This is a genomic window from Microlunatus speluncae (assembly GCF_009299835.1).
Taxonomy (GTDB): Bacteria; Actinomycetota; Actinomycetes; order Propionibacteriales; family Propionibacteriaceae; genus Microlunatus; species Microlunatus speluncae.
The window spans coordinates 327,055-338,518 of record NZ_VKCZ01000014.1; the positions used below are offsets into that span (position 1 = coordinate 327,055).

Annotated in this window: 12 protein-coding genes; 4 read left to right on the top strand and 8 right to left on the bottom strand. The window is 70.4% G+C overall.

Translation table 11 applies throughout. The features are described 5' to 3' along the window. Window positions 1–7 precede the first annotated feature (7 nt). The 4 genes from FNH24_RS18305 to FNH24_RS18320 all read right to left on the bottom strand — a co-directional run bounded on the left by FNH24_RS18305 (window position 8) and on the right by FNH24_RS18320 (window position 3,140). Complete coding sequence (locus tag FNH24_RS18305; RefSeq protein ID WP_152363650.1) at window positions 8–394, bottom strand: type II toxin-antitoxin system VapC family toxin; 387 nt, start codon at window positions 392–394, stop codon at window positions 8–10. Beyond that, complete coding sequence (locus tag FNH24_RS18310) at window positions 395–634, bottom strand: type II toxin-antitoxin system Phd/YefM family antitoxin (protein WP_152363651.1); 240 nt, start codon at window positions 632–634, stop codon at window positions 395–397. A 52-nt stretch (window positions 635–686) separates the two neighbouring features. Further along, window positions 687–2,186 (bottom strand): alpha-amylase family protein, encoded by a 1,500-nt coding sequence (locus tag FNH24_RS18315; RefSeq protein ID WP_246186956.1) that lies wholly within the window; start codon window positions 2,184–2,186, stop codon window positions 687–689. A 108-nt stretch (window positions 2,187–2,294) separates the two neighbouring features. Beyond that, window positions 2,295–3,140, bottom strand: a complete 846-nt coding sequence (locus FNH24_RS18320; RefSeq protein ID WP_217428297.1) for an SDR family NAD(P)-dependent oxidoreductase — start codon at window positions 3,138–3,140, stop codon at window positions 2,295–2,297. A 57-nt stretch (window positions 3,141–3,197) separates the two neighbouring features. On the opposite strand from FNH24_RS18320, the gene FNH24_RS18325 reads away from it, so the two are divergent. Beyond that, window positions 3,198–3,761 (top strand): TetR/AcrR family transcriptional regulator, encoded by a 564-nt coding sequence (locus tag FNH24_RS18325; RefSeq protein ID WP_152363652.1) that lies wholly within the window; start codon window positions 3,198–3,200, stop codon window positions 3,759–3,761. On the opposite strand, the gene FNH24_RS18330 is transcribed toward FNH24_RS18325, so the two are convergent. Beyond that, a complete protein-coding gene (locus tag FNH24_RS18330) occupies window positions 3,755–4,315 on the bottom strand; it encodes a GNAT family N-acetyltransferase (protein ID WP_152363653.1) in 561 nt (186 codons plus the stop codon). The genes FNH24_RS18325 and FNH24_RS18330 overlap by 7 nt on opposite strands. A 140-nt stretch (window positions 4,316–4,455) precedes the next feature. On the opposite strand from FNH24_RS18330, the gene efp reads away from it, so the two are divergent. Continuing rightward, window positions 4,456–5,019 carry an elongation factor P gene (efp, locus tag FNH24_RS18335; RefSeq protein ID WP_281351044.1) on the top strand — a complete coding sequence of 188 codons (564 nt, stop codon included), beginning with the start codon at window positions 4,456–4,458 and terminating at the stop codon, window positions 5,017–5,019. A gap of 8 nt (window positions 5,020–5,027) precedes the next feature. After that, the gene (nusB, locus tag FNH24_RS18340) at window positions 5,028–5,450 is read left to right on the top strand and encodes a transcription antitermination factor NusB (RefSeq protein WP_152363655.1); all 423 of its coding nucleotides are present in this window, start codon (window positions 5,028–5,030) and stop codon (window positions 5,448–5,450) included. Here nusB and FNH24_RS18345 read toward each other — a convergent pair whose 3' ends face one another. The 3 genes from FNH24_RS18345 to FNH24_RS18355 form a co-directional block, all read right to left on the bottom strand. Further along, on the bottom strand, window positions 5,451–5,984 hold the full coding sequence (locus FNH24_RS18345) for a pyridoxamine 5'-phosphate oxidase family protein (protein ID WP_152363656.1): 534 nt from the start codon (window positions 5,982–5,984) through the stop codon (window positions 5,451–5,453). Window positions 5,985–6,109: 125 nt separating this feature from the next. After that, complete coding sequence (locus FNH24_RS18350) at window positions 6,110–8,389, bottom strand: MDR family MFS transporter (RefSeq protein WP_246186957.1); 2,280 nt, start codon at window positions 8,387–8,389, stop codon at window positions 6,110–6,112. Between the two features lie 46 nt (window positions 8,390–8,435). Further along, window positions 8,436–9,005: a MarR family winged helix-turn-helix transcriptional regulator gene (locus tag FNH24_RS18355; protein ID WP_161606192.1), complete on the bottom strand. Its 570-nt coding sequence runs from the start codon at window positions 9,003–9,005 to the stop codon at window positions 8,436–8,438. A gap of 172 nt (window positions 9,006–9,177) precedes the next feature. Between FNH24_RS18355 and FNH24_RS18360 the strand changes: the two genes are divergently transcribed. Then, a complete protein-coding gene (locus tag FNH24_RS18360; protein ID WP_152363658.1) occupies window positions 9,178–11,250 on the top strand; it encodes an alpha/beta fold hydrolase in 2,073 nt (690 codons plus the stop codon). Window positions 11,251–11,464: the final 214 nt, after the last annotated feature.

Here is an 11,464-nt window from a genome sequence, read left to right on the forward strand (position 1 = left end):
GCCGATCTCAGACGCGGATGATCGATCCGTCGTAGCGCGCCACGAGTGGGTCGCTGGTCACCAGGGTGACGGCCTCCACGCTCGTTTGGGCAACCAGCAGTCGGTCGAACGGATCCTTGTGGTGCGGGGGTAGCTCCGTGACCACCGCTGCGTGCAGCCCGAGCACCGGCAGCTCCTCGTAGCCGGCCTTCAGCAGCCCACTGTGCAGAGCTCGGGGGTCGACAACGAAGTCGGCCCGGCCGAGCCCAGACTTGATCGCGACTTCCCAGATGCTTGCCGAACTGAACATCAACTCATGATCATCGGACTCGATGATCAGCCGAGCAGGGGTGCTGAGACGGTCGGGGTCACCTGCCGCCCAGAGCAGCAGGTGGGTGTCCAACAGGTAGCGCATTCAGTCGATCCCGAAGGCGTTGTGGATCGTCTCCCGACCGAGATCGTCGAAGTCGTCCGGCACCTGGATCTGCCCAGCCAGGAAGCCCAGCCGACGCTTGGTGCCGGCTGACGGATCGAGGCCGGTCAGCTTCGCGACCGGTCGTCCCGAGCGTGCGATGGTGATCGTCTCGCCATGCTCGGCCCGTTCGATGAGCTTGGAGAGCTGCGTCTTTGCCTCGTGGATGTTGACCGTCGTCACCGCGACCTCCTTCGGACTTAGTCAAGTGGACTTAGTCCAGTGTACCGGCTGTTCACCAGCTGTAGGTCAGGGTTTCAGCGCCGTCGCGCCAGCGGGTGGGGTGGGCGGTGTCGAGCCAGTCGAGCGGCTCGACGCCGTCGGGGGAGCCGCCGTCCAGGGCGAGCCGGAGGGCGCGGCTGAGGTCGGCGTCGACCTGATCGCCGCGGGATCGCGGGTCGACGGAGACGAACAGGGCGGTGCCGGACCGGGCGACCAGATCGAGGAACTGGCGGTTCTTCTCCCACGGGGTCTGTGGCGTGGCCGGCACGCAGTCCGCGTCGGCGGTGAAGAAGCGCCGGTGCTGGGCCAGCCGGAAGGCGAGCGTGTTGACGCCCATCTCGCGGGTCCGGGCCCAGTCCCGGCCGGAGGTGTCGTCACCGATCCGCTGCGCGTCGACCAGCCCGGCGGCGAGGTGCCCGACCACGTTGCAACCGAGCACCGTCGCGTCCCCGGCGGCCGACCGGATCGCCGCGTAGAACCGGACCAGCAGCTCGGCGTTGGTCAGCGACCGGTCGGCGAAGGACCAGCCGTCGTCGGTCAGGCCCAGTCCCATTCCCGGGCTCCAGCGGGCAAAGGTGTCGAAGGTGGAGAAGTCGTGCTTGAGGAAGGTGTAGCCCCAGCCCACCAGCCGCTCGACATCGGCCCGGACCAGGTCGAGCACCTCGGGCCGGCTGAGATCCAGTGGCAGCTCCGGCACCGGCCGCGGCCCCGGCCGGAGCAGCGTCGGGTCGTCGACCGTGGTCAGGGCGGCCGGCCGGAACCAGATCCCCGGCTCGGCGCCCGCCGCGCGGATCGCGGCGGCCAGCCCGGGCAGATCGTCGAACAGCCCGGGGATGCCGTGGGTCCACGGCCCGCCCGGCGCGCCGCCGCCCTCGGTCCAGCCGGCGTCGACGACCGAGTACGGCCGCACCGGGTGGCCGTCGGCCAGCTCGACCACCGTCCGGGCGTCGTTGATCACGTTCTCCGGGCCGAAGTCCTGGCCGTAGGCGTAGTACCAGTTGTTGGCGCCGACCAGCGGCCGTCGCTGCGGCAACGGATCCGGACACAGCGCGGCGCAGAGTCGCTGGTGCACCAGCCAGGGCGATTCGCCAGGCTCGCCGCTCACCTGGACGATTGTCGCCGCGGCCAGCTCCCGATCACCGAGCAGCACCGGTGCGCCGCCGTTTCGGACGTTGAGCTGCAGCGACAGTTCGCCGTCGGTGACCTGCCAGGCGCAGAAGGCGCCGGGCCGGACGCGCACGCCGATGCCGACGGTACGGTCGCCGGCGCGGACCAGGAAGTACCAGGGCAGGACGTCGGCCGGGCCGGGCCGCCAGGATTGATCACCGTACGTGCGCTCCCACGCGTCGCCCAGCAGCAGCGCCCCGTCCGGCAGCGGGAACGGCCAGCGCAGCACGACCCGCGAAACCTCACCGGCCGAGCGCAGCCGAACCGTCACGGCGCCGTCGGCTGCTTGATCAAGATCGACCCGGCTCGGTCCGGCGGTGAAGCCGGAGCCTTCGGCTCGCGTCATCGGATTCAGGTCATTCCACTCCCGAGCGATCAGGACCTGACTGGGCTGTTCGAACACCGGCACCATCGCAGCAGCCTATCCGCCCGGTCCGGGCCGGCCGCAGCATGATCAACTCGTACGGACACCGAGCAGTCGCTCGGCCGGGAAGCGCTCGTCCTTGGCGTAGTCGGCGATCCGGTCGCCGAGGGCGATCGCGACGTGTTCAGGAGCGTCGTCGCCGATCAGCAACCGGAGTCGATCATCGACCGGCTCGGAGATGTGCCGGTGCAGCACCCGCGCCGCGTCCTCGGGTGCCATCCCGCCGCCGGTGCCCCCGGTCGCCCAGGGCGTCTCGACGGTGCCGAACAGTTCGCGGCGCAGCTCGTGGTAGGCCGGGTTCGGCTCGGCGAACCGCAGGCTGCCGGTGGACCAGGACGTATCGATGCTGCCGAGCTCGGCGATGGTGACCCGGATGCCGTGCGGCCTGACCTCCGCCGCCAGCGCGCCGCTGAATCCCTCCAGGCCCCACTTGGCGGCGTTGTACAGACCGAAGAACGGCAGCGTGCCGACGGCGCCGACGGTGGAGACCTGGACGATGTGCCCGGAGCCCTGTGCCCGCATCACCGGCAGCGCGGCCTGAGTCAGCCACAGCGGACCGAGCAGGTCGGTGTCGATGATCGCCCGGGCCTCGGTCTCGGTCACCTCCTCGGTGGCGCCGACCAGTCCGTAGCCCGCATTGTTGATCAAGACGTCGAGCCGGCCGGTCTCGGCCGTCGCCCGGCGGACGGCGAGGACGGCACCGTCATGATCACGGACGTCCAAGCGCTGGACGTGGATCCGTTCGTGGTCTGGCAGTTCATGATCACCTCGCACGGTAGCCACGACCACGTCGCCGGCCTCGGCCACGGCCACGGCGAGGGCGCGGCCGAGCCCGCGGCTCGCTCCGGTGATCAACCAGGTCTTCGATGGGTGCATGACGACAGCCTAACCCAGAACGAGACGCAGCGTCTCGTTTTGGGTAGAGTACGAGTCATGGCTCGCCCCTCGACCCGGACCCGGGTGCTGACCGCCGCGCTGGAGTTGATCGGCGAGGTCGGCTATGCCGGGCTGACGATGGAGGGCATCGCGGCCCGGGCCGGCGCCGGCAAGCAGACGCTCTACCGGACCTGGCCGGGCAAGGGCGCGATCGTCTTCGACGCATTGCTCGACCGCAGCGTCGACCCGGCCGGGGCGGTGGCCGTCCCCGATTCGGGCGACCTTGCCGCGGACCTGGAACTGCTGGTGGCGGCGACGATCGCGGACCTGCTCGAGCCCGGTCAAGATCGATTGCTGCGCGCGATGATGGCCGAGGTGCAGACCGACCCGGCCCTGGCCGACGAGCTGCGGGACCGGCTGCTCGGCCCCCAACTGGCGGCCGTCGCCGAACGGCTACGGGTCGGTGGGGTCGAGGATCCCGAGGGTGCCGTCGAGCTGCTCTACGGCCCGATCCTGCACCGCTGGCTGTTGCGGACCGGGCCGTTCGGTGCCGGTTGGGCGGCCGCACACGTCCGCCGGGTGCTCCGCGCCGTCGGCCGGCCGACGGACCAAGATCACTGAGCCTGGAGGTCCGGGGCGATCACCGACATGATCAACTCGTCGTGCCACTCGCCGTCCCAGAGCAGCGCGTGCCGCAGCCGCCCCTCGAGGACGAAGCCGAGCTTGGCGTAGGACGCCAGAGCGCGGTCGTTGAAGTCGTACACGCCGAGACTGATCCGGTGCAGGCCGAGCACGCCGAGACCGAAGTTGATCACCGCGCGGCCGGCCTCGGTGCCGTAGCCCTGACCGTAGAACGCGCTGCCGTAGAGGGCGATCCGGTAGTTCATCGACTGGTTGTCGGCGTCCAGGTCGTTCAGCACGACCTCGCCGATCACCAGCTGATCATCGGTGCGGACGATCGCCCAGTCGGCCCGGTCGTCGGCGCCCGGCAGCTTGGCCAGGAAGTCGCGGACCTGCTGGTCGGTGTGCTCGGCGTGGGTGCCGGTCAGCCGCCGGCCCTCGTCGTCGTCGGTCAGACCGGCCGCCATGGCGTCGAAATGCTCCGGGCCGAGCTGGGTCAGCCGGAGCCGATCGGTCCGCAGTTCCGGCTGCCGGGCCAGCAGCTGTGTGCGCATCAGCGGGGTCCCGTCGAGAGCGCGTGCCGCAGCGCAATGTCCGAATGGGTCGAAATCACCCGGCAAGGCTAGACTGGGCCGCTGCCCGGTTGCATCCGGGTTTCTGCTCCCTCTCACTCGCAAGTCACGAAGGAACGCGCGTGGTCTCAACCAATGACCTGAAGAACGGCATGGTCCTCGATCTCGACGGCCAGCTCTGGGCGGTGCTGTGGTTTCAGCATCACAAGCCCGGCAAGGGAAACACCGTCGTCCGGAGCAAGCTGAAGAACGTCCTGTCGGGCAAGATCGTCGACAAGACGTTCAACTCCGACACCAAGGTGGACACCGCGACCGTCGACCGGCGCGACATGCAGTACCTGTACCACGACGGTGCCGGCTTCGTGTTCATGGACATGACCTCCTACGAGCAGCTGACCATCCCGGACCAGACCGTCGGCGACGCGAAGAACTATCTGCTCGAGGAGCAGGTCGCCACGGTCGCGATCCACGAGGGCAACCCGCTCTATCTCGACCTGCCGGCCTCGGTCGAGTTGGAGGTCACGTACACCGAGCCCGGACTGCAGGGCGACCGCAGCACCGGCGGCAACAAGCCGGCCACCCTGGAGACCGGTCTGCAGATCCAGGTCCCGCTGTTCATCACGAACGGGGAGAAGGTCAAGGTCGACACCCGGACCGGCGAATACCTCGGCCGGATCGGTAGCTGATCGACTTCATGTCCGCACGGAGCAAGGCCAGGAAACGCGCCCTCGACATCCTGTTCGAGTCGGAGCTGCGGTCCCGGGATCCGTTGGAGACGCTGGCCGAGCGGAGGGCCGATGCCGACCCGCCGGTCCGCGACTACACCCGCGAGCTGATCGAAGGCGTCGTCGCCCACGCGAGCGAGATCGACGGCCGGATCGTCGCCTCCCTGGCCAGCGGCTGGAGCCTGACCCGGATGCCCCGGGTCGACCGCAACACCGTCCGGCTGGCCGTCCTGGAGATCGACTACCTCGACGTGCCGGACTCGGTGGCGGTGGCCGAGGCCCTCGCGCTGGTCTCCGACCTCTCCACCGACGAGTCCCCGGCCTTCGTGAACGGCCTGCTGGGCAAGATCGTCACCACCAAGCCCGCCCCGGCTCCGGACTCGACCGGTTAGTCAGCCGGCGAAGTCCCAGCGGGTGGCGCTGAACCCGTCCGCCTTCCCGAACGCGAAGACCTGCGCCGGTTCGATCGCGTAGACGTGCCGCGGGTCGCTGCGCGCGACGTCGGCCGGATCGTAGAGTTCGTCGTTGCTGACGGCCGGATGCCACCACGGGTACTTGATCGGGAACAGGTCGGCGATGCGTTGCAGCCGGGGCCCGTCGCCGACCAGCTGGGCGGCGCCGTTGATCACCAGGTCGACCTCGGCGCCCGGAACGGTCACGGCACAGCGGCCGTTCCGGGCGAGCAGCCGGGCTTTACGGGCCTGCCGGGTGGTGACGAAACACACCGTTGCGTCCTGCCAAACCGCGAGGATCGGCACCACGTGCGGCGGGCCCGCCGGGTCGGCCGTCGCGAGCAGGAAGTCCTCGGCTTCGGCGATCCGCGTCCGTACGTCAGCCCAGGCGAGCCCGGTCAACGGCGTGCCGGGCGGACTCGACAGCCGGCCGGGAATCGGGTCGATCATGCCATCGCGGTAGTCGGTCGTCATGATCAACGACGTTAGAGCGGCCGGCGGATCGAGAAAAGCGACGCTTGCCGATGAACTTGATCGCCAGCACTGATGGGAGGTGAGGCCGGCCCCGCGGCGGCCGACCTCACCTCACCCCACCCGGGTCAGCTCAGCCGGGCGTCGTTCCGCAGTTGCTCGCCGACCTCCTGGCGAAGCGTCGACTCGACCTTGCGGAGTTGCTCGATCCGCGACTCGAGGTCGGCCAGCTCGGTCCGGGCGTCGGTGAGCAGCCGTTCCGACTCCTCCTGGGCCTGGCCGGTGACCCGGTCGGCGGTCTGCTGGCTGTTGACCAGCAGCCCGTATTCGTAGGAGCGGAGCTCGTCGCCGCCGACGCCGTCGCGGCCCAGCGAGGCCGGCTCGGCCAGGCTGTCGCGAACCTTGGCGAGGGCCTGATGGAAACCCTCGACCGCGGTGTTGACCTGGCCCTCGAGCTCGTCGATCGCGGTGCGCACCTGGTCCACGGCCTCGTCCGCGGCGTGCGCCTGATCACGGGACCGGGCCTGGGCGGCGGCCAGCACGTCCAGTGCGGCGACGGAGATCCGCTCGGTCGGATCGTCGAGGTCCTCGGCCTGGAACGGAGCCCGGCCGTTGGTCTCGGCCCGGCCCCGAGGCGCATCGGCCGCGCTGTCGGTCGGCTCGCTGTTCTCGTCCTTCACCTCAACCCCATCCGGGTCCTGGGGCGGCACGGTCGGCTCGTTGGCCCACTTTCCTGCCACCACGTCATCCAGTTGATCAGAATCGTCCGGCGTTGCCGCCAGTGCCGACAGCGGAGCCGGCGTGGTCGCGGCGACCGGATCGGCCACCGGCGGGGGAGCGGCGCCGTCCTGCGGCGCCGGCTGCTTGACCAGTTCGACGGTGGTCCGCAGCGGCACCTCGCGGACCATGATCACCGCGATCAGCGCGACCACGGCGACCGCGGCCGCGATCAGGAAGATGTGCCCGGTGGCGTCGCCGTACGCGCCGCGGACGATCTCCAGCACGGCCGGCGGCAGCTGGCTGAAGTCGAGGGTCAGGTTGGCGCCGCCGCCGGGGATCTGGATCCCCTGGGCGACCAGGCCGGTCGTGACCTGGGTCTTCACCTGGGCGGCGAGCACGGCACCGAGCACCGAGACGCCGATGGCGCCGCCGAGGGTGCGGAAGAAGGCCAGCGTGGCCGAGGCCGCGCCGATGTCCCGCACGTCGATCGTGTTCTGGACGGCCAGCACGATGTTCTGCATCATCGCGCCCATGCCGAGGCCCATCAGGCCCATGAACACCCAGGTCTGCCAGTCCGGCGTGGTGTGGGTGATCGTGCCGAAACCGGCCAGGCCGGCGACCAGCAGCACGCCGCCGCCGACCAGGAAGCCCTTCCATTTCCCGGTCCGGGTGATGATCTGGCCGGAGATCGTCGAGGAGATCAGCATCGCCACCATCAGCGGGATGATCATCAGGCCGGCGTGGGTCGGGCTGTAGCCCTTGGCCAGCTGGAAATACTGGCCGAGGAAGGTCGCGCCGCCGAACATGCCGATGCCGACCGCGGCACTGGCGATGATCATCAGGGCGGCCGTCTTGTTGCTCAGCACCCGCAACGGCACCAGCGGCTCCGACACCTTCAGCTCGACGATGATCGCCACCGCGACCAGGATCGCGGTCAGGCCGAGGAAGACCAGGGTCTGCCAGGACCACCAGGCGTACTCGGTGCCGGCGAAGGTCACCCACAGCAGCGGCAGGCTGGCCGCGACGGAGATCAACAGTGCGCCCACGTAGTCGATCTTGACCGGCCGGCGGAACATCGGCACCCGCAGTGTCCGCTGCAACACGAACAGCGAGATGATCGCCAGCGGTACGCAGACGAAGAAGCACCAGCGCCAGCCGAGCGGGCTGTCCACGATGAAGCCGCCGAGGAGCGGCCCGGAGACCGTGCTGACCGCCATCACGGCGCCCATGTAGCCGGAGTAGCGACCGCGTTCCCGCGGCGCGATGATCGAGGCCATGATCGACTGCACCAGCGCGGTCAGGCCGCCCATGCCGAGGCCCTGCAGCACCCGGAAGCCGATCAGCATCGGGACGTTCGTCGAGAAGCCGGCCAGCACCGAGCCGAGCACGAAGATCGTGATCGACAGCTGGATCAGCAGCTTCTTGTCGAACAGGTCCGAGAGCTTGCCCCAGATCGGCGTGCTCACGGTGGTCGCCAGCAGCGCGGCGGTGATCACCCAGGTGTATTGCCGCTGGGTGCCGTTCAGGTCGCCGATGATCACCGGCAGCGCGGTCGCGACGATGTTGGACGAGATCATCGCGGTGAACAGCGCTGCCAGCATCCCGGTCATCGACTCGAGGATGCGGCGATGTGACATCGCCTCGATCGGCGGCTGAGTCCGTTGCTCGGCAACGGCGGTGGTGGTCATGCGGAGGGGAATCCTTGTCCGTGAGGGGTTTCGGGAGGTTGATCGGTCATGCCGGCACCGCCTCGGAGGCGGCCGGTGCCGGAACGGACGGCGGGGGTTCGGCCCGTTCGGTCGGCGGTTGCAGCAGCTCGTCGGCGTTGTCCTGGATGCTGCTCTCCAGCCGCCGCATCAGCCGGGTGAGGGTGGCGATGTCCTCGGCCGGCCAGCCGTCCAGCAACCGCTCGATCCGGGCCTGGATCAGCACCCGGCGCCGGGCCAACTGATCGCGGCCGGCCTCGGTCAAGGCGAGTCGGAACGACCGCGCATCGGCCGGGTCGAGCCGGCGCTCGATCTGACCGTCGCGCTCCAGCGGGACCAGCGCCCGGGAGACGACCGACGGGGCGATCTGCAGCTCGACGGCCAGATCGCCCGGCCGGCGATCGCCCTCGGCGAGCAGCTTCAGGATGCCGAACGGGGTGCCGCTGAAGCCCAGGTCCTCGGTCTGCCGGTGGCTGAACGATCGAGCGGTCCGGATCAACTGGCCGACGGATTCGAGCAACTCGACCGTCGGCGTCCGCTCCAGGGCACCGGGGGACAGCTCGCCGGCGCCGGCCGACGCCTCCCGGTGGTCAGGCACGTCCGCCGTTGGGCGTGGAGGAGTGGTGGACACGATGAGCTCCCGTGATGGTCGTGAAGTACTTAGCGTTGATAACTATATCCCGATTGTTTACATAGGGCAACTATTGCCATGGGCAATCACTGCCATCGGGCCCGGCCGCCGGGAGGCGGTGGATGATAGGAACGGCAGCATGACCTCCTCCGCAGAGACGCCGGCCCTGGACGCCGATGCTGCCCCCGCGACCCCGTTCCACGACCTCGACGCCTACATCGCGCTGCCGCGGCTGGCCTCGCTGGCGCTGTCCCCGGACGGCGGCCGGCTGGTCGCCGGGCTCTCCGTACCGGATGAGAAGGGGACCGGCTACGTGACGTCGCAGTGGGAGCTGGATCCGGCCGGTCGGGCGGCGGCCCGGCAGCTCACCCGTGGCGCGAAGGGGGAGAGTCAGGCCGCCTTCACCGCCGCCGGTGACCTGCTGTTCGTAGCGCAACGGGCGCACGGCGAGACCTCGGAGGACAAGGCCAAGCCCGCGGTCTGGCTGCTGCCGGCCGCGGGCGGCGAGGCCCGGCTGCTGGCCCGCCGGCCCGGTGGCGTGTCCGGGGTGGCCGCTGCCCGGAGCGGCGCCACCGTGCTGGCCACCGCCGGCACCCTGCCGTCGGCCACCGACAGCGAGTCGGAGCAGCGGCTCCGCGACCTGCGGTCGGACAACAAGATCTCGGCGATCCTGCACAGCGGCTACCCGGTCCGGTTCTGGGACCACGACCTCGGCCCCGACGCGCCGCACCTCTTCGCCGGCACCCTGGCGCCCGAGGCCGGCGACGATCCGGTCGAGCTGCGCGACCTGTGCCCGGACATCGGCGCGGCGCTGATCCACGGCGAGCCCGATCTGGCCGCCGACGGCCGGACCGTCGTGGTCGATGTCCGCGTCCCGCTGCCGCGCGGCGCGTCCCGCTCGGTGCTGGAGACGATCGACGTCGCCACCGGCGCCCGGGCGAGGATCGTCGACGATGCCGCCGCTGACCTGAGCGGTGCCCGGATCAGTCCCGACGGCACCCGGGTCGCGTACCTGCGCGAGACCATCACCACGCCGACCGAGGCGCCACGGGTGAGCCTGTGGGTGGTCGGCCTCGACGGGTCGGACGCGCGCCGGCTGGCCGCCGACTGGGACCGCTGGCCCGGCGGGATCGCCTGGCTGCCCGACGGCTCCGGCCTGCTGGTGGTCGCCGACGAGGACGGGCGGGCGCCGGTGTTCCGGATCGCCCTGGACGGTGCCGCCCCGGAGCGGCTGACCGGCGACGACGCGGCCTACAGCGGCCTGGTCGTGGCCCCCGACGGCACGGCGGCCTATGCGCTGCGGGCCTCGTACGCCTTCCCGGCCGAGCCGGTGCGGATCGACCTGAGCACCGGCGACGTGACCGCGCTGCCGGCCCCCGCGCCGCGGCCCGAACTGCCCGGAACCCTGCGCGACGTCGAGACGACGGCCGCCGACGGCACCCGGGTCAGGTCCTGGCTGGCGCTGCCCGACGGCGCCTCGGCCGCGAATCCGGCGCCGCTGGTGCTATGGATCCACGGCGGCCCGCTCGGCTCCTGGAACACCTGGTCCTGGCGCTGGTGTCCGTGGCTGCTGGTGGCCCAGGGGTACGCGGTGCTGCTGCCGGACCCGGCCCTGTCCACCGGCTACGGCCAGGAATTCGTCCAGCGCGGCTGGGGTGCCTGGGGCGAGGCGCCGTACACCGATCTGATGGCGGCTACCGACGCGGCCGAGCAGTTGCCGGAGATCGACAACACCCGGATCGCGGCGATGGGCGGCTCGTTCGGCGGCTACATGGCCAACTGGGTCGCCGGCCACACCGACCGGTTCGCCGCGATCGTCACCCACGCCAGCCTGTGGGCGCTGGACGGTTTCGGCGGCACCACCGACGTCGCCTACTACTGGGCCCGGGAGATGACGCCGGAGATGTCGTACGCCAACTCTCCGCACCGCTTCGTCGGTGACATCCGCACCCCGATGCTGGTCGTGCACGGCGACAAGGACTACCGGGTGCCGATCGGCGACGGCCTCCGGCTCTGGTACGACCTCCTCTCGGCCTCCGGCCTCCCCGCCGCGGACGACGGCAGCACCGAGCACCGCTTCCTCTATTTCCCCGACGAGAACCACTGGGTGCTCACCCCGCAACACGCCAGGATCTGGTACCAGGTCGTCCTGGCATTCCTCGCCCAACACATCCACAAGACCCCCGCCACCTACCCCGAAACCCTCGGCTAACCCCGCCGACCCGCCAGAAGTGCACGCGGTTTTGCGGCGTGTCGGGACAAAAGTGACGTCTCGGCCAGCCGTGGACCGGGGGGGGCGCGCGCCGACGAGGGGATCGGTGCCGATGCGCTGTGGAATCGGCGGACCGTCGCAGCTTTCGGACCGGCGATCCGTCCCGATCCGCTGTGGGATCGACACGTCACTTGTGTCCCGACACGCCGCAAAA